Origin of the sequence: Paenibacillus sp. FSL E2-0178, from assembly GCF_038593005.1 — a bacterium.
Classification (GTDB): domain Bacteria; phylum Bacillota; class Bacilli; order Paenibacillales; family Paenibacillaceae; genus Paenibacillus_AQ; species Paenibacillus_AQ phytohabitans.
This window is the reverse complement of sequence record NZ_CP151953.1, coordinates 4,034,867-4,057,545: the sequence shown is the minus strand read 5'-3', so window position 1 is coordinate 4,057,545 and position 22,679 is coordinate 4,034,867. Positions and strand designations below refer to the sequence as shown.

General features: G+C 52.4%; 20 protein-coding genes. 16 read left to right on the top strand and 4 right to left on the bottom strand.

The window, feature by feature from the left end; translation table 11 throughout:
- The first annotated feature begins 273 nt into the window (after positions 1-273).
- The 10 genes from MHI42_RS17555 (at position 274) to MHI42_RS17510 (ending at position 10,117) form a co-directional block, all read left to right on the top strand.
- A complete protein-coding gene (locus tag MHI42_RS17555; protein WP_342424601.1) occupies positions 274-1,821 on the top strand; it encodes a spore germination protein in 1,548 nt (515 codons plus the stop codon).
- Positions 1,818-2,972, top strand: coding sequence for a Ger(x)C family spore germination protein (locus MHI42_RS17550; RefSeq protein WP_342424600.1), 1,155 nt, complete (start codon positions 1,818-1,820; stop codon positions 2,970-2,972). The genes MHI42_RS17555 and MHI42_RS17550 overlap by 4 nt, the downstream gene beginning before the upstream one ends.
- A 2-nt stretch (positions 2,973-2,974) precedes the next feature.
- Complete coding sequence (locus MHI42_RS17545; protein ID WP_171719696.1) at positions 2,975-3,178, top strand: hypothetical protein; 204 nt, start codon at positions 2,975-2,977, stop codon at positions 3,176-3,178.
- A 27-nt stretch (positions 3,179-3,205) separates the two neighbouring features.
- Entirely contained in the window at positions 3,206-4,300 is a 1,095-nt protein-coding gene (locus MHI42_RS17540; RefSeq protein ID WP_171719697.1) for an endospore germination permease, read from the top strand.
- Between the two features lie 124 nt (positions 4,301-4,424).
- Positions 4,425-5,045 carry a hypothetical protein gene (locus MHI42_RS17535; RefSeq protein WP_076246237.1) on the top strand — a complete coding sequence of 207 codons (621 nt, stop codon included), beginning with the start codon at positions 4,425-4,427 and terminating at the stop codon, positions 5,043-5,045.
- A gap of 15 nt (positions 5,046-5,060) precedes the next feature.
- Positions 5,061-5,357 (top strand): antibiotic biosynthesis monooxygenase, encoded by a 297-nt coding sequence (locus MHI42_RS17530; RefSeq protein WP_039306615.1) that lies wholly within the window; start codon positions 5,061-5,063, stop codon positions 5,355-5,357.
- A gap of 17 nt (positions 5,358-5,374) precedes the next feature.
- On the top strand, positions 5,375-6,190 hold the full coding sequence (locus tag MHI42_RS17525; protein WP_042133294.1) for a phosphotransferase: 816 nt from the start codon (positions 5,375-5,377) through the stop codon (positions 6,188-6,190).
- A gap of 27 nt (positions 6,191-6,217) precedes the next feature.
- Complete coding sequence (locus tag MHI42_RS17520; RefSeq protein WP_342424599.1) at positions 6,218-6,763, top strand: DUF1697 domain-containing protein; 546 nt, start codon at positions 6,218-6,220, stop codon at positions 6,761-6,763.
- Between the two features lie 261 nt (positions 6,764-7,024).
- The gene (locus MHI42_RS17515; protein ID WP_342424598.1) at positions 7,025-9,103 is read left to right on the top strand and encodes a glycosyltransferase family 39 protein; all 2,079 of its coding nucleotides are present in this window, start codon (positions 7,025-7,027) and stop codon (positions 9,101-9,103) included.
- 30 nt (positions 9,104-9,133) lie between these two features.
- Positions 9,134-10,117: a glycosyltransferase family 2 protein gene (locus tag MHI42_RS17510; RefSeq protein WP_342424597.1), complete on the top strand. Its 984-nt coding sequence runs from the start codon at positions 9,134-9,136 to the stop codon at positions 10,115-10,117.
- A 580-nt stretch (positions 10,118-10,697) separates the two neighbouring features.
- Here MHI42_RS17510 and MHI42_RS17505 read toward each other — a convergent pair.
- The 3 genes from MHI42_RS17505 to MHI42_RS17495 form a co-directional block, all read right to left on the bottom strand.
- Positions 10,698-11,264 carry an FAD-dependent oxidoreductase gene (locus MHI42_RS17505; RefSeq protein WP_342424596.1) on the bottom strand — a complete coding sequence of 189 codons (567 nt, stop codon included), beginning with the start codon at positions 11,262-11,264 and terminating at the stop codon, positions 10,698-10,700.
- 225 nt (positions 11,265-11,489) lie between these two features.
- Positions 11,490-13,160 carry a HAMP domain-containing sensor histidine kinase gene (locus MHI42_RS17500; RefSeq protein WP_342424595.1) on the bottom strand — a complete coding sequence of 557 codons (1,671 nt, stop codon included), beginning with the start codon at positions 13,158-13,160 and terminating at the stop codon, positions 11,490-11,492.
- The gene (locus tag MHI42_RS17495; RefSeq protein WP_039309913.1) at positions 13,157-13,843 is read right to left on the bottom strand and encodes a response regulator transcription factor; all 687 of its coding nucleotides are present in this window, start codon (positions 13,841-13,843) and stop codon (positions 13,157-13,159) included. Before MHI42_RS17495 ends, MHI42_RS17500 begins: the two co-directional genes overlap by 4 nt.
- Before the next feature lie 481 nt (positions 13,844-14,324).
- Here MHI42_RS17495 and MHI42_RS17490 point away from each other — a divergent pair, with 481 nt between their 5' ends.
- The 3 genes from MHI42_RS17490 to MHI42_RS17480 all read left to right on the top strand — a co-directional run bounded on the left by MHI42_RS17490 (position 14,325) and on the right by MHI42_RS17480 (position 19,152).
- On the top strand, positions 14,325-15,488 hold the full coding sequence (locus MHI42_RS17490; RefSeq protein ID WP_171715674.1) for a glucose-1-phosphate adenylyltransferase: 1,164 nt from the start codon (positions 14,325-14,327) through the stop codon (positions 15,486-15,488).
- Between the two features lie 22 nt (positions 15,489-15,510).
- Complete coding sequence (gene glgD, locus MHI42_RS17485; protein WP_171715675.1) at positions 15,511-16,614, top strand: glucose-1-phosphate adenylyltransferase subunit GlgD; 1,104 nt, start codon at positions 15,511-15,513, stop codon at positions 16,612-16,614.
- A gap of 105 nt (positions 16,615-16,719) precedes the next feature.
- Positions 16,720-19,152, top strand: a complete 2,433-nt coding sequence (locus tag MHI42_RS17480) for a glycogen/starch/alpha-glucan phosphorylase (protein WP_171715676.1) — start codon at positions 16,720-16,722, stop codon at positions 19,150-19,152.
- A gap of 140 nt (positions 19,153-19,292) precedes the next feature.
- On the opposite strand, the gene MHI42_RS17475 is transcribed toward MHI42_RS17480, so the two are convergent.
- Positions 19,293-19,772 carry a GAF domain-containing protein gene (locus MHI42_RS17475; RefSeq protein ID WP_039309920.1) on the bottom strand — a complete coding sequence of 160 codons (480 nt, stop codon included), beginning with the start codon at positions 19,770-19,772 and terminating at the stop codon, positions 19,293-19,295.
- 221 nt (positions 19,773-19,993) lie between these two features.
- Between MHI42_RS17475 and MHI42_RS17470 the strand changes: the two genes are divergently transcribed.
- From MHI42_RS17470 to MHI42_RS17460, 3 genes are all read left to right on the top strand, one after another.
- Positions 19,994-20,293 (top strand): hypothetical protein, encoded by a 300-nt coding sequence (locus MHI42_RS17470; RefSeq protein WP_039309934.1) that lies wholly within the window; start codon positions 19,994-19,996, stop codon positions 20,291-20,293.
- Positions 20,294-20,470: 177 nt separating this feature from the next.
- Positions 20,471-21,031, top strand: a complete 561-nt coding sequence (locus MHI42_RS17465) for a GNAT family protein (RefSeq protein WP_342424594.1) — start codon at positions 20,471-20,473, stop codon at positions 21,029-21,031.
- A gap of 26 nt (positions 21,032-21,057) precedes the next feature.
- On the top strand, positions 21,058-22,563 hold the full coding sequence (locus MHI42_RS17460) for an MFS transporter (protein ID WP_342424593.1): 1,506 nt from the start codon (positions 21,058-21,060) through the stop codon (positions 22,561-22,563).
- The last annotated feature ends 116 nt before the right edge of the window (positions 22,564-22,679 follow it).

The window sequence follows — 22,679 nt, the reverse complement described above, 5'->3', positions numbered from 1 at the left end:
CCTTTGTCTATAACAGAATCATCCGCTGTATGTACTTAGAACAACCATAACATAAAGCGCCGCATAGAGCATCTGCCGGGATAGGAGCAACCGCGATAGCCTGATAGTCCTTCTCCCGGTCCCGCCCGGCCAAGTCCCTGTCTATACAGACAGGGGCTATTTGCTGTGCGCTGCCTAAGCCTGAGTTCTTCCTCTACAGCATAATTATGGCGAATAGGAGTTAGAGAGACGGGGGATAATCAGAGCAATAGAAATGTGACAGGAGTGACTGCTGTGAAGAGCGAGGATGCTGCAATAAACAGTGAAGCTGACGGCAAAATATCATCTTCCCAGCCGTTAAGTCCTTCGCTGGATGATACGCTGGCTCTGTTCCGGAAGATTTTCAGTAACGATGGGACCCTGAGAATTCGTGTGATTGAGAATAATCATAGCATGCCCATCCGCTGCGGCTTGATCTACGTGGATGGAATGATTGACCGTGATCTTATACAGAATGGGATTACCAAGCCGTTCATGGCCTATGAATTCACAGATGAAGAGAGCGGCAATCCTGCAGAGCTGATGGAAAAAATCCGCATGGAAGTTATCAATATCAGTGACATTATGGTGTCTACGAAGCTGGATGAACTGGTTGGTGCTGTAGTCAGCGGGAAAACAGTATTCTTAATGGACGGCTACGCCGGAGCGCTTAATATCAATGCTCAAGGCTGGGAGACCAGAGCCATACAAGAGCCTACAACCGAAAAAGCGGTGCGGGGACCCAGAGAGGGGTTCACCGAGTCATTGCTCGTCAATCTCACCCTTATCCGGCGCAGGGTACAGAACTCCGATCTGAAATTTGTGTTCACTGACATCGGGACGCGTACGAAGACACAGACCTGCATCTGCTACATGGAGAGCCTGGCCTCACCCGATATTCTTAAAGAGCTCTACAGCCGGCTGGAGCGGGTGGAGATTGATTCCATCCTGGATACGGGGTATTTGGCTGAGCTTATCCGCGATGAGCCCTATTCCCCATTCGAGACGATCGGCAATACCGAACGGCCGGATGCTCTGGTGAGCAAAATCATGGAGGGCAGAATCGCTGTGCTCATTGAAGGTACCCCGTTTGCCTTGACGCTGCCGTATGTCTTCGTGGAGAACTTCCAGGCCAGTGAGGATTACTATATCAATTATTATTTCGCTTCCTTCAACCGTCTGCTCAGAGTGCTGGGAGCTTTCATGTCAATTAGTATTCCAGCCGGGTACGTTGCACTTGTAACCTACGCGCAGGAAATGGTTCCTACGCTGCTGCTGTTAAGCATTGCGACCGCAAGGCAATCCGTCCCCTTTCCTACGATCGTTGAGGCGCTGCTCATGCTGACCATCTTCGAGGTGCTGCGTGAAGCGGGGGCGCGGATTCCGACCTCAATAGGGCAGGCTGTCAGTATCGTAGGGGCGCTGGTGCTGGGTCAGGCTGCAGTAGATGCGCGGATTGTCAGTGCACCAATGGTTATCATGGTAGGACTGACGGGAATAACGACCCTGCTGAATCCAAGGCTGACAGGCCCTTTGATTATAGTCAGGCTTGCCCTGCTGTTTATCGCTTTTTTTCTGGGGATATACGGATATTTCTTCGGTCTGCTGGGTCTGGTGATTCATCTGATGAGCCTGCGCTCCTTCGGAGTCTCCTATATGCTCGGAGTAGGCTCGATCCGGCCGCAGGATATTAAGGACACGGCAATCCGTGCGCCCTGGTGGGATATGTATCTGCGGCCTGCGATGATCGGGGCGCGCAATATGAAGCGGAAGCCTTCTAATAAGCGGGCGAAGCGGCCATGAGCACCTTGCGCAGAGTCCTGTCCGTGCTAGTCTCTGTGCTGCTGCTGTTCAGCATTTCCGGGTGCTGGAATTATACCGAGGTGGATGATATGTCCATCGTAGCAGGAGTAGCGATCGACAAGAACAAGGCGGACGGCAAGCTGCTCCTCACTGTGGAACTGGTTGATACGAACGGAGGTCTGGATAAAACGCAGGCAGGGTTCAAGATGATTAGTCTCAGCGGGGATACGATGTTTGAGATCGTCCGCAATATCATCTCCATAACCGGCAAAAAGCTGTTCTGGAGCCATGCCAAAGCCATTATTGTCAGCGAAGAGGTTGCCAGAGAAGGGCTCATCAAAGCGATTGACTGGTACAGCAGAGATACGGAGACAAGATCGGATGTATTTATTTTCGTCTCCGGAGAGAAGACGGCCCGCGAGGTTCTTAATCTGAACAGTACGACGCAAGCGATTATGTCGTTTGAATTAGCCCAGATGATGCGGGATGAGAAGTATATCAGCAGTGCACCCACTGTGGAAATCTGGGATTTCATCGACAAGCTGGAGACCCTTGGGAATAATTCGGTAGCGCCGATGGTTAATATCCATGTGAAAAATAACCAGAAGAATGAACGTGTGGAAGGTACTGCTGTATTTGTAAGGGACAGAATGGTGGGTAAGCTGGACGGAGATGAGACGAAGTGTATGTTATTTGTCAAAAACTTAATAACAGGCGGTGTGCTGGATATTGAGGATAAGCATGGAACGCCGTCCTACTCCTTGGAGATTATCTCGAATCAAACGAAACTGAAGCCCAGGATGGCCGGCGGCAGGCTGCAGATGCAGATCGAAACTCTGACCCAAACCGGACTGGATGAAGTCATGACAGTTGAGGGATTCATGAAAGGGGAAACCATTCAGGACATTGAGAAAAGGGCTAGTGAGCGTATGGAGGCAGATATTCTTGCCTTAATCCATAAAGTCCAGCAGGAGTACGATGCCGATATTTTTGCCTTTGGCGAGAATGTTCATGAGAATCAGCCCAAGATTTGGGCTAAGGTCAAGGATCACTGGCCCGAAGCATTCGCTGATCTGGATGTGACGGTCAGCTCCAAAGTGGAAATTCAGAGCAGTGCCAAAACAACACGCGCGATTAGGCTGGGGGATTAGTTATGGTCATTTACATTGTGATGATCTATGTGTTTGTAGCCATCTTTGATCCCTACGGACTGCTGAAGCGGGGCATGAAGCGGGATTTCTATGTCTGTTCTACGCTGTACCTGATCTCCTTCTCCCTGGCCTTCGCGCTGTCGATGCATTGGGAGATTCCCAGCCCGTCCCCGCTGATTGTAGATTTAATCAAGAGGCTATACTAGAGTACGCTCCTGAAGGAGGAGGACAGCATGAGCAAAGAGATTATTCCGGCGGGTCAGTCCATCAGCATAGCTGTGTTATTTATTAGCGGCAGTTCACTGTTCATGGGCACATCAGGGCAGTCCGGCAACAGCAGCTGGATTGCTATCATTTTTGCGATATCGCTGGCTGTACCGCTCATGCTGATCTATGCGAGACTCCATGTGCTTTTTCCGGGCAAGGATCTGTACGATATGCTGATCGCTGTCTTCGGAGCAGTCTTCGGGCGGGTGCTTTCCTGCCTGTACATATGGTATGCTCTTCACCTGGGAGCGCTGGTGCTGCGTAATTTCGGGGAGTTCAGCAAGACGGTGGCCTTAACCTCCACGCCAATGATTGCCCCGATGCTTATGATCGGACTGCTCTGCATCTGGGTTGTGAATGCGGGGATGGAGGTGCTCGGCAGAAGCGCCAAATTTCTGCTGCTATTCTCGTTCATTGTCATTGTCCTCATACAACTGCTCTCTGTTCCCAAGTTCGAATACCATCATATGAAGCCGCTGCTGGATAGTGGGTGGGGTCCTGTATTTGCAGATACAGCAGGCTCCTTCACGTTTCCCTTTGCTGAAATTGTGATCTTCCTGGGCGCCTTCAATGTGCTTCCGGCCAAAGGCTCTGCCACACGGGTGCTGGTAAGCGGTTCGCTGATTGCCGGGATCATCATTATCTTTGTTACGCTGCGCAATTTGCTGGTGCTGGGGCCTGATATCCTTTCAAGCCTGTATTTTCCGTCTTATGTGGCAGTCAGCAGGATTAACATTGGTGATTTCCTGACCCGCATTGAAGGTTCGGCGGCCATCGTATTTGTCACGGCGCTATTCATAAAAGTCAGCCTCTGCCTGTATGTAACCTGTAATGGAGTAAGCAAGGTATTCAAGCTGAAGAGCTACCGGTCGGTTGTACTCCAGATGGGGCTCATCATGGTGTATCTATCCGATTTCATCTATAAGGATATTATGGAAATGCAGTATTTTGCTTATCACATCTACAAAGTGTATGCCCTCCCGTTCCAGGTGGTTATTCCAGTTATGCTGTGGATTGCAGCAGAGGTTCTCTCCCGCAGAAAGAGCAGCAAATCCATATGAGCTATGCCATCCCTCCACAGCCCCGCGTTGCGGGGCTATTTATTTTCAACCTGCGCGGAAGTTGGCTATAATGATAGGCAGAGAATCATGTTGTAGAAGAGGATAACGAAAGGCGTGAGAATAGATGAGTGTATCCAGCATCGTAATGTCCTCACATTGGGGCAGGGAAGTCAGACATAAGTATGTGGCACAAGGCTCCAAGTCGCTGGCCGTGGTGTTTCCGGGGCAGAATTATTCCGCCGAGCGTCCGTTGCTGGAGTATGCGGGCAAGCTGGCCCGGGAATACGGCTGTGATCTGCTGCTGCTGGAATATGGATACCAAAGTGCACGGGCGCCCTTCAAACGTGAAGAAATTGATATTGTCGCAGAGGAATGCAAGGTGGCGCTTGCTTCGCTTCCGGAGTATGAGCAGCTGCTGTTCATCAGCAAAAGCATGGGGACAGTGATCGCCGGCAAGGTAGCTTCAGAGACAGGAATAGGAGAGAAGGTTTCCCATCTGTTCCTCACCCCTGTTGCTGAAAGTATCCCGTACATTAAGCAGAGCCGGGGAAGCATTATTTACGGCGGGAGTGATCCGCTGTTCACGGAGCAGCATTCCGCCGAGCTCAGCGGCCTGAAGCAGGTGCGGGTGTACAGGATTGATGATGCCAACCATTCGCTGGAGGTAGGCAGTGTCAACGAGTCACTGGCCGTGCTGCTGGTCATTATTAATTTCTATCATGAGTTTTTCCGCGATTCACTTTAAGAGGGAGATGAGAGCATGATTACAGAAGCGGCAATGCTGCAGGTAAAGCCGGGATTGACCCGGCAGTTTGAGCAGAGCTTCAGGGAGGCATCCCCGCTGATTGCCTCGATTGACGGTTATTTGGGGCATGAGCTGCAGCACTGTATGGAGGACGACCATAAATATCTGCTGATTGTCAGATGGCGCAGCCTGGAGGATCATACGGTGGGGTTCAGAGAATCCGCCCAGTATCAGAAGTGGAAAGCGCTGCTGCATCATTATTACAGCCCATTCCCTGTAGTTGAGCATTATACCCGTATCATTCTGGATTAGAGGAAAGGAAGCACAGTATGTTGGGGAAAGTAATCGGTAAAGGCCGGACTGCGGAAGTTATGGAGTATGGCGAAGGAACGATTCTTAAGCTCTATCTGAATGAGGTGCCGGAGCATCATGTGGACTGGGAATACCACATCAGTACCTATGCCTATGAACAGGGAGTGCGTACCCCGCGGCCGGTTGAGCTTGCCGCGGAAGAGGGCAGAAAGGGCATTGTGTTTCAGCAGATCCATGGCTCCCCGCTGCTGAAGCTGATGGGTGCGAAGCCGTGGCTAATTGCCAGCTACGCCAAGCAGATGGCGGCTCTGCAATACAGCCTCCATCAGCTTGCAGGCCCGGGTGAAGCCGGAGAACAGAAAAAACGGCTGAAGCAGAATGTTATTGCCGCCCCCATGCTTAATATGGAAGAGAAGGCACCTATTCTATCTCAGCTGGAGCTGCTTCCAGGCGGGAATAAGCTATGTCATGGTGATTTCCATCCGGACAATGTGCTGATGGACGGACAGCTGTGGGTTATCGACTGGATGACTGCCGTTTCAGGAGATCCTGCAGCAGATGCTGCACGGTCCATAGTCATGTTCAGTATAGGAGCCATGCCCAAACATGCCTCCCTGTTCACCAAAGTGTTCTTAGGCTTCGCCAGAAAGCGGATGACGAGTCAATATACTCGTGAATATATGAGACTATCAGGGGTATCCCGGGCAGATATTGAAGCTTGGATACTGCCGGTCGCGGCTGCACGGCTGGTGGAGTGGCTTCCGGTATCAGAGAAGGAGCAGCTGGTCCGCGAAATCCGCAAGCGCTTGAGATCACTGCCTTCAGCCCGATAACCATTCATTGAGAAAGCAGGTGAGCTTATGAATACATACATCGCACTGCTGCGCGGAATTAATGTCGGCGGCAACAAGTTGATCAGAATGCAGGAGCTTAAGGCGATGTTCGGGGAGCTTCAGTATGCGAATGTACGGACATATATCCAGAGCGGCAACGTGGTATTTGAGAGTGAAGCGGCTTCCGGCGCAGGGCTTGCCGAAGTGATCAGCCAGCGTATCCGGGAGACCTTCGGCTTCGAGGTCCCTGTGATCCTCCGTTCCGTGGAGGAGCTGGAAGCGGTCATTGCCGGCAATCCGTTCCCGCTGACAGAGCAGGAGGAATTCAAACGCCTGTATGTTTCATTTCTGGCTGACGAGCCTTCGGCTGAAGCGCTGGAGAAGGTTCGTCCCTATGAGGATGGAGCGGATCAGGTACGGGTGATCGGCAAAGAAATGTACACTTACTATGAGGTGAGTGTAAGCGAATCGCCGCTGTTCAAAGTGCAGTTTGACAAGCTGCTGGGCACGAATCTCACCGCACGCAACTGGAATACCCTCGGTAAGGTGACAGCGCTGGCCCGCAAGCCGTAGGTAAGATTAGCTTAAGAATATTGCCCTGTGTGCTTTATGTATACCCCCGCATCCGTTCTCTAGAGTGCTGCTCAGGCAGCATGGACGGCTAAGCGGGGGTGTTTGCCGTTCCCTTTTATACAGTACCGTTTCAGCAAACATTCAGCCAGTATTCATTATGAGTTAAGGTAAGGATGCAATAATACACCTATACAAAGACAAGGCCGGTCAACAAGGCGTCTTACCGGATGTCAAGAAGAACGGATTGGAGCGGGTGAATCTATGAAATGGTTAAAAAGGCTGGGTTCCGACGTCGTCTTGCTGGGTATTCTGCTGCTGGCGGCAGTTCTGTACGGCTATGGAATCTGGAATGATCAATATGTCAATTCGTACTACACTACGGCAGTAGGGAGCATGCTGCAGAGTTTCCATAACTTCTTCTTCGCCTCACTTGACTCTGCCGGATCCGTAACTGTCGATAAGCCGCCGGTAACGTTCTGGCTGCAGACCCTAAGTGCGCTGATCTTTGGCCTGCATGGCTGGAGTGTCATTCTGCCGCAGGCACTGGGCGGTGTAGGGTCGGTCTTAATCGTCTATCTGCTGGTGAAGCCTACTTTTGGAAAAGCCGCTGCACGGCTCGCTGCCCTGGCTATGGCGGCTACACCGGTAGCAGCTGCAGTGAGCCGCACGAACAATATTGATGCGCTGCTGGTATTTACTTTGCTGCTGGCGGCATGGTTTCTGTTCAGGGGCATCAGAACCGGCCGGATGGGCAGCTTACTGGCTGCATTCGGGCTGATTGGTGTAGCCTTCAATGAGAAGATGCTGCAGGCCTATATGGTTGTTCCGGCATTCTATCTCTTCTATATTCTGGCGGCCAAGGTCAACTGGAAGAAGAAAACCGGGATTCTGGCCGCCTGCACCGCCGTGCTGCTGGCGGTTTCGCTCTCATGGGCGGTAATTGTTGATTCCATACCGGCGGACAAACGTCCTTATATCGGAAGCAGCGGCACCAACTCTGTACTTAATCTGGCTTTTGGCTATAACGGGGTCTCCCGTTTAACCGGTGACCGCAGTACGGGCGGCAGCGGAAGCGGCGGCGGTTTTGGCGGCGGCGGAATGCCCGCAATGAACGGGGAGATGCCGGAGTTTGACGGTGAAATGCCGGCGTTGAATGGAGACGGCGGAGGCCGGGGAACGGCTCCTGGTCAGGCTGACGGAACGCAGGGGCAGGATAGAGGAGGCAGAACGGGCGGAGGCGGACGTCAGTCGGGTGATTGGGGCGGCGGGGACGGCGGCCAAGGCGGACGGGGCGGAATGAACGGCGGCGGTGGCGCTGGCGGGATGTTTAATACCGGTACCGCCGGCCCGTTGCGGCTGTTCCAGTCCGAGTTATCCGGCCAAGCCAGCTGGCTGCTGCCGTTCGTGTTGTTCGGCTGCATCGGGATTTTTGCCAGCCTGCGCCGGAAGAACTTCACCCGGAAGCATAAGGAGGCCTTGTTCTGGCTCGCCTGGCTGTTGCCGGTCATGGGCTTCTTCAGCATCGCCGGCTTCTTCCACCAGTATTATCTGATCATGATGGCTCCGCCGGTTGCGGCGCTGGCAGGTGCAGGGTGGTCACAGCTCTGGAGCTATTACAAGGAACGTGCGGTCTGGCTGTCCTGGCTGCTTCCGGCAGCGGTACTCGCAACAACGGTGCTCGAGGTATATATCATCCATCCGTATGACGATACCATCGGCAGCGGCTGGTCCATTGTTGTCCTGGCAGCGGGTGTTGCAGCTTCCGTAGTGCTGCTCATCCTGCGGCTGCTGAAAGCCAGCACAAATAAGCAATCATTATTGCATGCCGCTGCTGTAACAGGACTTCTCGTTCTGCTGATCGGTCCGCTCTACTGGGCTTTTACACCGATCACATACGGCAATAACAGCATGACTCCGGCGGCGGGCCCGGACAGCAGCAGTGCTGGCGGCATGGGCGGCAGGAATAGCGCTACAGGAGTTAATGAGAATCTGCTGGCCTATCTTAAAGAAAACAATACCGGCGAGAAATACCTGTTCGCAGCTATGGATTATGGAACGGCAGGTGCTTATATTATCGACGAGGGCGAATCGGTGGTTATCCTTAACGGATTCAACGCATCAGACGTTCCCTATACCACAGATACTTTGAAGGCGCTCGTAGAGAGCGGTCAGGTGAAATACTTCCTGGTCAGCAGCGGCGGTATGGGCGGCGGGCGCGGAGGCGGCAGCTCGGAAATTACATCCTGGATCACTGAGAACGGGACGGAGATTCCGTCCGCAGACTGGCAGGGAACATCAGGGGGCGCTGGCGGAACATTATACGAGGTCACGCTTAACTAAGTAACTACATCATTTGAGGAGGAGCTGCCCATGAGCACCCAAGTGCGCTATTCCATAATTATACCGATGTTCAATGAAGAGGAAGTGATTCAGGAGACGTACCGGCGGATCAAGAAAGTAATGGGAGCAACAGGGGAGTCCTATGAGCTGCTCTTCGTCAATGACGGCAGTACGGACAACTGTGCGCAGATGATCGAGGAGTACAGCTACTGGGATGAAAGTGTGAAGCTGATTGACCTGTCCCGTAATTTCGGCCATCAGATTGCTATTACAGCAGGGATGGATTATGCGCTTGGAGATGCCGTGGTTATTATCGATGCGGATCTGCAGGACCCTCCGGAACTGATTCTGGATATGATTGCCGAGTGGAAAAAAGGCTACGAGGTCGTCTACGCCAAGCGTATCAAACGAAACGGGGAGTCCCTGTTCAAAAAATGGACGGCAGCCCTCTTTTACCGGATACTCCGCTATTCGACAGATATCTCTATCCCGGTTGATACCGGTGATTTCCGGCTGATTGACCGCAAGGTATGCGATGAGCTGAAACGGCTGCCGGAGAAAAACCGTTTCGTCCGCGGACTGGTAAGCTGGGTGGGCTTCCGCCAGAAGGCGCTTGAATATGAGCGTGATGAACGCCTGGCGGGCGAAACCAAATATCCGCTGAAACGCATGATTAAGCTGTCACTGGACGGTATCACCTCCTTCTCCTACAAACCGCTGAAGCTGGCGGGCTATCTGGGAGTACTGCTGTCCGCATCCGGCTTTCTGTACCTTATGTATGTGCTCTACCTGGCGCTCTTTACGGACGAGGCCGTTAAGGGCTGGGCGTCGATGATCGGGATTACGCTAACCTTCAACGGATTTGTGCTGATCATGCTGGGCGTACTGGGCGAGTATGTCGGCCGGATTTACGATGAGTCTAAGGGACGTCCGCTCTACATTGTTCAGGAGTTCTATGGCGGCAAGAAGCAGCAGAGTGCACAGAAGCACAGAGTAGCGCATCTTAACAAATAACGGAAGGCTTGCGCGGGCGATTACGATTACGGCAAGCGAACCGTGATCGTCCGGAGCAGTTTTTTGCTGCGGCTGGCCTGGAGCATTATCGTTAACGCCTGGACCCCCGAACCCCCCGAACCCCCCGAACCCCAAAGGCCTCCTAGGTTCAACGCCCCGTTATAGCGCTCGGCTCATGAAATCCTGCATAAAATACAACAATCCAAAGATATTTACCCGGAAAAATCGGAAATCCTGCACGAAATGCAACAATTTAGCGCGCTGGAGTCTCGATGGCGCTGAAATGCTGTATTTTCTGCAGCAATATCTATTTTGTGGGGTTCCTGAGCTGGAAATCCTGCATTTAGTACAACAATCCGCAGTTTGGATAGGCTGCAGCAGACTCTGTTGCGATTAGCGGTTCTCGGATAAAGGTGTTTGTTCAAGGCTTGCACACTCAGTAGCGGGTATCTGCCAACAATAGCCTTGCTAGGCTAGCTGATTCTTCTCCCTTATAACAAAAAAACGACCCGCCCTTCATTCATGATGAAGGCAGGTCGTTTATGCATTTTTTATTGGGAATATTATTAGTCTGTGTGAATTAAGCCTTCAGCAAGTCGTGATCAACATACCGCGCACCGTTCAGCTCACTGATAACATTAACCGCAACCTTGGCGCCGTCTCCGGCAGTAATGATAGCGTGCACACTCACACCGGCAACTGTTCCTGCTGCCCAGATGCCGTCAATATTGGTTTTGCCTTCTGCAGTAGCCGCAACAACCGTCTTGATTCTTGGCTCCGTGCCATCCTTAGTTTCCACTCCGGCCTTGGCGGCCAGATCGGTCAGTACCCCTGTAGCCAGAATAACATGCTTGGCCTCGTAAGCAGCTCCGCTCTCCGTCTCGATTACGAACCCTTCACCGCTTGCGCTCAGTCCGGTAGCCTGCTCAGCGACCAGCTCGGCTCCGAATTTCACGGCCTGCTTATGTCCGGTCTCCACGAGGTCGGGTCCGCCGATTTCGCTGATTCCGTAAAAGTTCTCATACCAGCCTCTGCGGGTCATGCCTTTGTCATTGTCAATCAGCAGTGTTTTTTTGCCCGCCTTGGCGGCGAACAATGCGGCACTTGCCCCGGCAGGACCGGCGCCGATAATAGCGATTTCGTACATGATGTAACCTCCTAAAAGTTTTGTTGTAGCCCATACTCCGTGAATTCGCCTCGTACAAAACTCGCATCGGAAGCGTGGGCTTAAGTTTTGTTGTAGCCCATACTCCGTGAATTCGCCTCGTACAAAACTCGCACCGGAAGCATGGGCTTAAGTTTTGTTAGCCATGCTCAATGAGGACAGCTATTTCTTCTGCTTACTATTATATCGTTAATTACAGGTCATTAGCTAATCCGGCAGGCAGGGGAGAGAGACTTGGAAGATTGTGAATTCACCAGGAGTGCTGGTTACAGTAATCTCTCCATGATGCGCCTCCACGATTGACTTGGTAATGGATAATCCGAGCCCCGAGCCGCCGTACTTTCTGGTGCGGGATGAATCACTGCGGTAGAACCGGTCGAAGACATGCGGGAGATGTCCGGCAGCAATACCGGAGCCGTTGTCCTTCACAGTCAGAACAGCCCATGTTCCTCTGGCATGCAGCGAGACTTGTACCGCTCCGGATTCCGCATCCGTATGCTGCACGGCGTTATGGAATAGATTAAGAATAACCTGCTTTATTTTGTCAGCATCCACAGGGCCGCGTACGCCATAAGAAATATCGAAGTTCACCTTCCGTTTGCCGGCCAGCACCAGCAGCTGCGGCTGCATCTCGTCAATCATCTCACCGAGCAGCAGATTCTTGACCCGCAGCTGCGGAGCACCATCCATACGGGCGAGCAGGAGCAGATCCTCCACCAGTTTGTTGATGCGTTTGGCCTCTCCGTGCATGCTGTTGAGCGCGCTATAGAGCTGGTCCCGGTTATCGGCTGCTCCCCTTAGCAGTACCTCCAGAAATCCGTATATTGAGGTCAGCGGGGTTCTTAGCTCGTGGGATGCATCTGCCGCGAACCGGCGCATCTGTTCTTTGGCCTCGCGTTCATTGTGAAAAGAAATCTCCAGACGCTCCAGCATTCCATTGAAGGACTGGGAGAGCTTGTCGACCTCAAGCTGTCCCTGATCTACAGGGAAGCGCACATCGAGATTGCCGGCGTCGATGCTTTGGGCGGATTCCCCCATCTTGGACAAGGGAATCAGCGTTTTGCGCAGCGCGGGCAAGTACAGGAACAGTCCGGCCAGCAGTGCGACTACCGATAACGCGCCAAAAATCAGCAGTTGCTGCATAATCACATCTCTCAGGGGGCCGGTTTCTACGCTCATTTGCAGCAACAATTTAGTAGCACCCGGCCTGCCAAGGTTCATGAAGACAGCCAGATGCTCGTTGCCGTCTGCTGCGGTAATCAGCCTGTATTTCCCGGTAGCCTTATCGGATGCCTGCTTCAGCAGGCTGTTATATTCCCCGTTACTCATTCTTGGTGCTGCTGACGCAGACAGGGTTTCTTCCTGCAGATCCTTGAAGGTACCGTCTGAGCTGTATATGGCTATCGTAGTATGAGCATCAAGCAGCAGCGGGCGGCGGTCTCCGTAGAACCGCTTGTTGTCAGGGCTCATGTTGCCGTTATTCCCGGCGTTGTCAGTCCCGCCGGGAGTTCCGCTCTGGGGGCTGCTGCTCTGGCCCGGATTCATACTGGCGGTATTGCCGGGAGCATAGGTGCCGCCAGAAGTTCCGTTTGCTGCTCCCCTCTGGGTGCTGTCTCCGGCACTGTTGTTCTCAACTGCCGGGTTGTTCAGCGGATTATTAAGATTAATGTAATAGAATTCGCGCGGCACGGAGCGCATCTGGGTTTCCATCGCCTCCGCGCGGTTGCTGTAGATGAAATTCCGCATCAGAGCATACTGGAGTACGCCGATCAGAATCAGCAATACGGACAGGATTAACAGTGAGGTGGCCAGCAGCTGTTTGCGCAGGGATCGCGGTGCCTGCAGTTTGCTGAAGAAGCCCCGGGTCCGGGCAATCATACAAGGTCCACCCGGTATCCCGCGCCGCGAAGGGTGCGGATAATCCGGTGATCCTTGTCACCGAGCTTCTCGCGGAGGGAACGGATATAGACCTCAACAATATTCTCCTCGCCGCCGAAATCATATCCCCACACCTTGTCCAGAATCATGGGTTTACTCAGCACCAGCCCGTGGTTAATAACCAGATATTGCAGCAGCTCATATTCTGTGGGCGAGAGCTCCAGCACCTCCTCCTTGTGGCGGATTTCTTTGCGCCGGCCGTCAATCCGGAAGGGGCCGCAGCGCACCTCGCCGAGCAGTCCCGGGAACTGGTTGCGCAGACGGGCCTGTATCCTGGCCAGCAGCTCGTCGAAGCTGAAGGGCTTGACCATATAATCATCCGCACCGATAGACAGGCCCTTAACCCGGTCATCCACTTCATCCTTGGCGGTAAGCATGATCACGGCCACCTCCGCCTCCTCTGAACGGAGATAGCGGACGACCTCGAAGCCGTCCATGCCGGGCATCATGACGTCGAGAATCACGACATGCGGCTTGAACTCTGCGGCTGCAGCGATTGCACCTGCACCATCCGGCGCAGTCTGTACTTCAAATCCTTCGTTCATTAATCCCAGTTCGAGAAACTGGAGGATATGAGGCTCATCATCCACCAGAAGCAATCGGACGCCTTGCGCTGCTTTCATTAGCAGTTCCTCCATATTCAGTGATTATAGTGTCCATAGTATGACGCTATACGTTGAACGTTTGCTGAAAATAGGTCTTTGGAGCCAAAGATTGGATTCAGAATTGTCGTTCATGGTTAATCATAATGGTTAATCTAATTATACGGAAATATTAATGTTATTAATAAGGAATATAGTTAGAAATTAAAAGTTTTTGAAGCGGACAATAAAGGGTTTTGACGGCGGGTAGAGAACACTTTACAATAAGGATACAGTCCCGGTTTTGAGCGTTTTTTTTCTGCAAAACCGGCAGCATGTCCCGATTCTCTGTTTCCTCCCCCGTTTTAAATCTGATTCATTCCTGTCACATGCATTTCTTATGGTTTGCTTCTTTCCGCTTCATTTCTTTTTGGGTTTCAATGTGGGATCTACACTACACCGCACCAATCATTCAACCTATTTATTACATGTTTCATTACCCATAAGTCAAGGAGGCTCTTCCATGAAGAAAAAAGAGATGGTAGCCATGCTATTGGCGGGAGGCCAAGGAAAAAGATTGAAGGGATTAACCAAATCGATTGCCAAACCGGCTGTTTATTTCGGAGGAACCTACCGCATCATCGACTTCCCTTTAAGTAATTGCTCGAATTCGGGTATCGACACAGTGGGTGTACTGACACAGTATGAACCGCTGGTGCTGCATTCGTATATTGGAGTCGGCAGTGACTGGGATTTGAACCGCAAGGATGGCGGGGTATTTGTATTGCCGCCGCATGAGCGGGAGAATGGAAGCAGCTGGTACCGGGGCACGGCTGATGCGATTTACCGCAATCTTAAGTTTGTTGATCAATTTGATCCGGAGCATGTACTGATTCTGTCCGGTGACCATATTTACAAGATGGATTATCATGCTATGCTGCAGTATCACAAATCCAAGAACGCCGACTGCACCATCTCGGTCATTGACGTGCCCTTGGAGGAAGCGAGCCGCTTCGGCATACTGAATACGGAAGACGATCTCAAGATTTACGAGTTTGATGAGAAGCCTGCCAAACCTAAGAGCACACTTGCTTCTATGGGTGTATATATTTTTAAATGGGATGTTCTCCGCAAGCATCTGCTTGAGGACGGTGAGAACGCCGGCTCATCCCATGACTTCGGGAAGGACATCATTCCGCTGATGCTGAATGACGGGGAGTCCCTGTATGCTTATCCATTCGAAGGCTACTGGAGAGATGTCGGTACTGTAGACAGCCTGTGGGAAGCGAACATGGATCTCCTGAGTGACACTCCTCCGCTGAACCTGAATGATCCGAGCTGGAGAATCTTCACCCGTAATCCGAATCAGCCGGCGCAATATGTTGCACCGGGAGCCAAGGTGTCCAGCTGCATTATTAACGAAGGCTGCATTGTATACGGTGAGGTTAAGCATTCGGTACTGTTCTATGGGGTAGAAGTAGGCGAAGGCAGCGTGATTACGGATTCTGTGATTATGCCTAAGGTGAAGATCGGCAAGAATGTAAGAATCCACAAAGCCATCATCAGTGAGAACACAGTCATTGAGGATTATATGGAAATCGGCGTCGACCGGGAGAATGAGGACGAAATTCTGCTGATTGACAAACGCAGCAAAAAAAACAAAACCGTAGCAGCCAAAACCATATAACCACAGAGGACGGGGGATACCGATGAAAGAGCTTATGGGCGTAATCAATCTTGACCATGAACTGGATAATTTAAATGAATTGACCTATTTCCGCTGCGGGGCAGCGGTCCCGTTCGCCAGCCGTTACCGGCTGATCGATTTCGTCTTATCCAACATGATGCGTGCGGAGCTGGAGAGCGTGGGACTGTTCGTCCGCCGCAAGTACCGCTCGCTGATGGACCATCTCGGCGACGGGAAATCCTGGGACATGAACCGCAAGCACGGCGGGTTGTTCATACTGCCGCCGGACTGGAATGACCCTACGGACACGTCCCTTGGCGATCTGCAGCATTATCATAACAATCTGGATTTCTTCAAACGGGCGTCTGCCAAATATATTGTATTCTCCGGCAGCCAGCACATTAATACGGTTGATCTGCAGGATGTATACCAGTACCACCTGGAGCAGGGCGCAGATGTGACCATGGTCTACAAGCAGATCGATCAGCTGCAGCCGGAACATGATCCCTGCCTGCGGGTAGAGGTCGATGAAGACAACACTGTAACGAATATTCACCATGAGAAGCATCATCCCAATGTATATTTGGATATCTTTATTATGGAGAAGAAGCTGTTCCTGGAGCAGGTGGAGCATTGCATCGCCCATGGCGAAAGTTATTTCTTCCGCGATGCCATTCAGAAGAACCGCCACAAGTTCAAGATTGCCGCCTATGAATACAAAGGCTATCATTCCGTAATCAATTCGCTGGAGAGCTACTACAAGAACAGCTTGGAGCTGCTGAAGCAGGAGAATTATTTCGGCCTGTTCAAAGAGAGTCCGGTGCAGACCAAGATTAAATATGAAGCCCCTACCCGTTATCTGGACAGCGCCTCGGTCAGCAATTCGCTGGTAGCCAACGGCTGTATTATTGCCGGAACCGTGGAGAACAGTGTAATCTTCCGTGGTGTACAGGTTCGCAAGGGAGCCAAAATCATCAATTCTGTAATCATGCAGAAATGTGTAATTGAAGAGAATGCCGTAATTGAGAATGTCATTATGGACAAAGACGTGCATCTGAGCAAGGACCGGATACTCGTCGGAGACAGCAGGCGTCCGTTTGTCATTGCCAAGAGCAGCAAGATATAATATCTGGATCAGGGGAACTGTGCAGTGCGGCAGTTCTTCTGATCCAGTGTTGTAATAGGCAATATTTTTCCACAAATACAAGCATCTGTTAGGAGGAACCTGCTGTTGTTCAACGATAAAGAAACTTTCAAACAAGTGTTCCGTGAGAAACTCATCGGGAAATTAGGCAAACCGCTGGAGGAAGCTTCGAACGCCGATATTTACAATATCCTCGGTAATATGATCCGCGAGAATGCCGGCAAGAACTGGGCGGACACCAATCAGAAGTTCAAGATCGATCAAGATAAGCAGGTCTATTATTTCTCCATGGAGTTTCTGATCGGCAGGCTTCTGGGCAATAACCTGCTGAATATGGGTGTGCTGGAGGTTGTCCGTGAAGGTCTCTCGGAGCTTGGCTTCTGCCTGCAGGATATCGAGGAGGTTGAAGCGGATGCAGGACTTGGCAATGGCGGTCTGGGCCGCCTGGCCGCATGTTTCCTGGATTCGCTCGCCTCACTGCAATATGCAGGGCATGGCTGCGGCATCCGCTATAAATACGGCCTGTTCGAGCAGAAGATTGTAGACGGATATCAGGTAGAGCTGCCGGACTACTGGCTGCAGAATGATAATGTGTGGGAAGTCCGCCGTGAAGACAAACAGGTGGAAGTGCACTTCTGGGGACATGTGGATACCCGCTGGGAGAATGATGAGCTGTTCTTTGAGCACAAGGACTATGAAGCCGTGAGGGCCGTTCCGTATGACATTCCGGTTATCGGGGCAGACCGCAGGCATGTGAATACACTGCGCAACTGGAGTGCAGAGTCGATTACGCAGCCTTCGAGAGTATTCGGTGCGCTGGGGGGAACAGATTATCACAAGTTCCTGGAGTATAAGCGCTCCGTAGAATCCATCTCGGAGTTCCTGTATCCGGATGATTCACAATACGAAGGCAAGCTTCTCCGGCTGAAACAGCAATATTTCCTGTGTAGTGCAGGACTGCAGAGTATTCTGCGTACCTTCGCCAAGACAGGGGCTCCGATCGACAGCCTGCCTGATAAGGTGGCCCTGCATATTAACGACACGCATCCTACACTGGTTATCCCTGAGCTGATGCGTATACTGATGGATGTGCACGGGATTGGCTGGGATCAGGCCTGGGACATGACAACACGTATGGTCTCTTATACGAATCATACCATTCTGAGTGAGGCGCTGGAGAAATGGCCGCTTGGCATGGTCAAGGAGCTGCTTCCGCGCATCTTCCTGATTATTGAGGAGATCAATGCCCGCTTCTGCGGGGAGCTGATGAGCAAGTATCCGGGAGACCAGAACCGGATCAATCAGATGGCCATCATTCATGATGATCAGGTCCGGATGGCGCATCTCGCCATCGTGGCCAGCCACAGCGTAAACGGCGTAGCGGCACTGCATACGGAAATTCTGCAAAAGCGTGAGATGCGCCTGTTCAATGAGATGTATCCGCACCGCTTCAATAATAAGACCAACGGCATCACACACCGCCGGTGGCTGCAGCATGCCAATCCGGAGCTTGCCGGACTGATCAGCGAATCGATCGGCACCCGCTGGATTCATCAGCCGCAGGAGATGATTGGACTCATCAAATACAGTGAGGATTCCTCCTTCCAGGAGCAGGTGGCTGCGATCAAACGCCGCAACAAGCTGCATCTGTCCGACTACATCTACGGGAAGCACGGTGTCCGGGTGGACCCCGACTCTATCTTCGATGTGCAGGTGAAGCGGCTGCATGCGTATAAGCGCCAGCTGTTGAATGTATTGCACATTATGCATTTGTACAATCAGATCAAAGACAACCCTTCGCTGAACATCGTACCGCGTACGTTCATCTTCGGTGCGAAGGCGGCCCCGAGTTATCATCTGGCTAAGCGGATCATTAAGCTGATAAATACGGTGGCTGATGTAGTGAATAAGGACCCGGATATTAACGGCAAGATCCGCATCTTCTTCCTGGAGAATTATTCGGTATCGCTGGCGGAGAAGATTATTCCGGCAGCGGATGTAAGTGAGCAGATCTCTACAGCGAGCAAAGAAGCCTCCGGTACCGGGAACATGAAATTTATGATGAACGGTGCACTGACCGTCGGAACAATGGATGGAGCCAACGTGGAAATGCACGAAATGGTAGGGGACAATAACATGTTCCTGTTCGGTCTCCGGGCAGAGCAGGTCATGGACTACTACCAGTACGGCGGTTACCACGCCCGCGATATCTATAATGGCGACGGCCGGGTGAAGGAAGTATTGGATCAGCTGATTGTACCTGGACCGTTCTGCGCTCATGCCCAGGAATTCGATACGCTCTACCAGTCGCTGCTTGATAATAATGATGAGTTCTTCGTCCTCAAGGATTTCGCCAGCTATGTGGAGACCCATGTCAAGATTGACCTGGCCTACCGCAACCAGAAGGAATGGCTTAAGAAGTCAATTATCAACATCGGCCATTCCGGCAAATTCTCCAGTGATAATACGATCGCCCGCTATGCCTCCGAGATCTGGCATATCCATCCGGTTAAGGTATAACGCGTCAGCTACAGGCTGAATCTCCGCTAGCAGGAGCTTCAGCCTGTGCTATTTCTGCACATGAAGAAGCCGCTCCATCAGCAGGACATTCCTGCAGTGGAGCGGCTTCTTCATGCTAAGGCATATGGAGAGGAGGAGAATTACAGCACCTCGGATACCATGGCTGCGAACCGTTCAAGGAAACGGCGTTCCTCATCGTCGAAGCGGTGTTTGAGCGGGCTGTCGATATCCAGTACGCCGTACAGGGTATCCCCCTTAACCAGCGGAACTACGATTTCGCTGTTCGAGGCAGCATCACAGGCAATATGCCCCGGAAAGGCATGGACATCGCCTACGACAAGGGTGCGGCGTTCCGCAGCCGCTGTTCCGCATACGCCGCGGCCAAGCGGAATACGGATGCATGCCGGAAGTCCCTGGAACGGGCCCAGAACCAGCTCTTTGCCGTCAAATAAATAGAAACCGGTCCAATTGGTGTCCGGTAGAGAAAGCTTTAAAAGAGCCGAAGCATTGGATAAGTTGGCGATAGCATTGGGCTCGCCCTCCATAAGTGCCCCGAGCTGGCTTAGAACGGCTTCGAACCGTTCGCTGCGGGTGCCATCATAAGGCATGGCTTGAAACATGAAGCATCACCTTCCTGTACCTTGAGTCAGTATGAATCCATAACTGTTAACTAACAAGATAGTACAGCGGAGCGCAATACGTCAAGCAATAACGGAATTATCCGGTTAGTGGAAGATCAGGAAGATGTATGAATAGTCTCCGGGCGGATGTTTCCGGCAACCCCGGGCAGGGTAATGCTTTTATAAATATACCGAAGGCTTATAGCCGGAAGGAGTGGAATATGCGCGCCGACGTACAGAACTTGTTTATAGGGATCCATATGCTTTATTTCGCACATGAGAGGAATCTGACACTGACGGAGATGCAGCCGGAGCTGGAGGATTTGGGATACCGGGTAGCGGAACGCGAAGTGAAACAGGAGCTGGAGCGGCTGACCCAGGAGAACTTTCTCACGGCTCATGGTGAGGCATACAGCATTACCGGAACGGGAATAGAGGAATTCAAAGCGATTCAGGCCAAGCTGGGAGTGCTGTGCACCGAAGTGCTTAAGCCGGTTAAGGCTGCAGGTACATCGGGTTAATTCTACATCAAGTAACCATTCATGTTCAGAAAACGTACAGCGTCTGATCGCGCGGAAGCAAGCCGCGCGGAGCAGGCGCTATTTGTGTGGAGTGTGGAGTTCGGATTCATGTCAGATTTCGCTTAAGGGAATGCTTACATCTGATGTATACTTATTAGGATGAAAGGGGACGGGAAGATGTATATATGCGGCGGAGTAATTCCGGAATTAACCGGCCGGAGAGTGCGGCTCCGGGCTATGGCTGCCGGAGATGCAGGAGCGCTGTTCGGAATCTGGTGCCATCCTCAGGTTGCGCCCTGGCTGGATGCCCCTTTCTTGTCCTCTGCAGAAGAAGCGGGAGCACTGATTGCTCTGCTGGCACAGATGGCCCGGGAAGAAGAAAGCATACGCTGGAGTATTCTGGGGCCGGAAGGGGAGGTTATCGGAAGCTGCGGCTATAATCACTGGCAGCTTGAGGGGGCTTACCGGGGGGAGCTCGGTTTCGAGCTGTCACCTGCCGCCATGGGTCAGGGGTATATGCGGGAAGCGCTGGAGCTTATGCTGGAATTCGGCTTCGGCAGCATGGGGCTGAACCGGATTGAAGCCTTATGTCATCCTGACAATATCCGGGCGGAGCAGCTGATTACAAGGCTCGGCTTCCGGCAGGAAGGACTGCTGCGGCAGTACCGGCATACGGCTTCCGGCTATCAGGATGTACGGATGTATTCCTTGCTGCAAGGAGAGAAAGTGCGGGGCTGAGAACATAGAGAGAGGATTTGGATTGATTGAAGTCACCTGGTGAAACTGAACGCAAGTTAATTTTAATTGGAGTACTGCTGGCCACTTTTCTGGCAGCAAGCGAAGGGACGGTCACAGGACCGGCGGGACCGGCCATTGTCGGCGATTTTCAGGGCATGCAGTGGCTCAGCTGGATATTTACCGCTTATCTGCTGGCTATGGCGGTTACGACGCCTATTTTTGGCAAGTTAAGTGATCTGATTGGCCGCAAGCCTGTTTTCATTGGCGGGGCCGTGGTCTTTCTGGCAGGCTCGCTGTTATGCGGGATTTCGCAGAGCATGCAGCAGCTGATTATTTTCCGGGGGATACAGGGGATCGGTGCGGGTGCGCTCATTCCTATGACTTTTACGATTATCGGGGATATCTACAGCATTAAGGAACGGGCGAAGACTCAGGGCCTGCTCAGCTCGGTATGGGGGATTTCCTCTCTCGTAGGACCGCTGCTTGGCGGGTATGTGGTTGATTATTTGAGCTGGCGCTGGGTGTTTGTCTTTAATCTGCCTTTTGGGCTGCTATCTATTATATTCATCTCGCGGTATCTGAAGGAAGAGAAGGTCCGGCGCAAGACGAGAATCGATGTGGCCGGAGTGCTGCTGTTCGCGGCAGGAATGGGAGCGCTGCTCTTTGGTCTTACGGCGGGCGGGCAGAGTCTGGCATGGAACTCTCCGCTGCTGCTGGCTATCTTAGGGGGGGCTGCTGTGCTGCTGGCCGTGTTCCTGTTCGTGGAGCGCCGTGCTCCCGAGCCAATGCTGCCGCTGGAGCTGTTCTCTATCCGCAATATCGCTGTCTCTACAGGAGCTAACCTGCTGGTCAGCACCTTGATTATCGGGCTGTCTACGTACGTGCCGCTGTGGGTGCAGGGCGTCTTCGGCAAAAGCGCGGCCCTCTCGGGCCTGCTGCTCGCCCCGATGTCGGTGGGCTGGATGCTCGGCTCCATCGCTGGCGGAAGAATGATTCTGCGCGCGGGTACCCGCCGTACAGGGATGCTGGGGCTGTCGCTGATTGTTGTCGCAGCGGTAGGGCTGACTCTGATGAACGGGGATTCGTCCCAGCTGCTGCTATTGATTCTGATGCTGTTCTGCGGCGTAGGTTTTGGTTATGCTTCTACAGTCTTCACGATTATCGCGCAATCCTCTGTACAGCATGAGCAGCGCGGTGCGTCAACGGCCCTGAATACCTTCACCCGTTCACTCGGGCAGACGGTGGGGGTGGCGATCTTCGGGTCTTGGCTGAACTACAATATCGACAGGAAGCTGGCGGAACAGCCTGGGACTGCTGCTACAGGGGCTGATATCAATCAGCTGCTTAACCCGCATAGCGGGAGTACCCTGTCCGCTGAGGCCTGGGGCAGTCTGCACGGCGCGCTGGAGAGCGGCCTGCACTCGCTCTTCATTGTGATGGCGGTCTTTGCTGTGGCCTCCCTGGTTATTTCTGCGGGGCTTAATAAAGGGCTGCCAACCATTCAAGAGGGAAGTACCGCGTCCAAGCCATAATCTTCAAGCCTGCTTATTCATAACAAAGCGGCAGCGCATCCATCAGGATTGCGCTGCCGCTTTGTTATCATTACTATTATGCAGGTTAGTGAATAGATTCACAACTGCATCTGCCT

Bases quoted from the DNA above. Each gene is read 5' to 3' on its own strand.
- MHI42_RS17550 (WP_342424600.1), top strand. From the start codon at position 1,818: ATGAGCACCTTGCGCAGAGTCCTGTCCGTGCTAGTCTCTGTGCTGCTG.
- MHI42_RS17545 (WP_171719696.1), top strand. From the start codon at position 2,975: ATGGTCATTTACATTGTGATGATCTATGTGTTTGTAGCCATCTTTGAT.
- MHI42_RS17540 (WP_171719697.1), top strand. From the start codon at position 3,206: ATGAGCAAAGAGATTATTCCGGCGGGTCAGTCCATCAGCATAGCTGTG.
- MHI42_RS17535 (WP_076246237.1), top strand. From the start codon at position 4,425: ATGAGTGTATCCAGCATCGTAATGTCCTCACATTGGGGCAGGGAAGTC.
- MHI42_RS17530 (WP_039306615.1), top strand. From the start codon at position 5,061: ATGATTACAGAAGCGGCAATGCTGCAGGTAAAGCCGGGATTGACCCGG.
- MHI42_RS17525 (WP_042133294.1), top strand. From the start codon at position 5,375: ATGTTGGGGAAAGTAATCGGTAAAGGCCGGACTGCGGAAGTTATGGAG.
- MHI42_RS17520 (WP_342424599.1), top strand. From the start codon at position 6,218: ATGAATACATACATCGCACTGCTGCGCGGAATTAATGTCGGCGGCAAC.
- MHI42_RS17515 (WP_342424598.1), top strand. From the start codon at position 7,025: ATGAAATGGTTAAAAAGGCTGGGTTCCGACGTCGTCTTGCTGGGTATT.
- MHI42_RS17510 (WP_342424597.1), top strand. From the start codon at position 9,134: ATGAGCACCCAAGTGCGCTATTCCATAATTATACCGATGTTCAATGAA.
- MHI42_RS17505 (WP_342424596.1), bottom strand. From the start codon at position 11,264: ATGTACGAAATCGCTATTATCGGCGCCGGTCCTGCCGGGGCAAGTGCC.
- MHI42_RS17500 (WP_342424595.1), bottom strand. From the start codon at position 13,160: ATGATTGCCCGGACCCGGGGCTTCTTCAGCAAACTGCAGGCACCGCGA.
- MHI42_RS17495 (WP_039309913.1), bottom strand. From the start codon at position 13,843: ATGAAAGCAGCGCAAGGCGTCCGATTGCTTCTGGTGGATGATGAGCCT.
- MHI42_RS17490 (WP_171715674.1), top strand. From the start codon at position 14,325: ATGAAGAAAAAAGAGATGGTAGCCATGCTATTGGCGGGAGGCCAAGGA.
- glgD (WP_171715675.1), top strand. From the start codon at position 15,511: ATGAAAGAGCTTATGGGCGTAATCAATCTTGACCATGAACTGGATAAT.
- MHI42_RS17475 (WP_039309920.1), bottom strand. From the start codon at position 19,772: ATGTTTCAAGCCATGCCTTATGATGGCACCCGCAGCGAACGGTTCGAA.
- MHI42_RS17470 (WP_039309934.1), top strand. From the start codon at position 19,994: ATGCGCGCCGACGTACAGAACTTGTTTATAGGGATCCATATGCTTTAT.
- MHI42_RS17465 (WP_342424594.1), top strand. From the start codon at position 20,471: ATGTATATATGCGGCGGAGTAATTCCGGAATTAACCGGCCGGAGAGTG.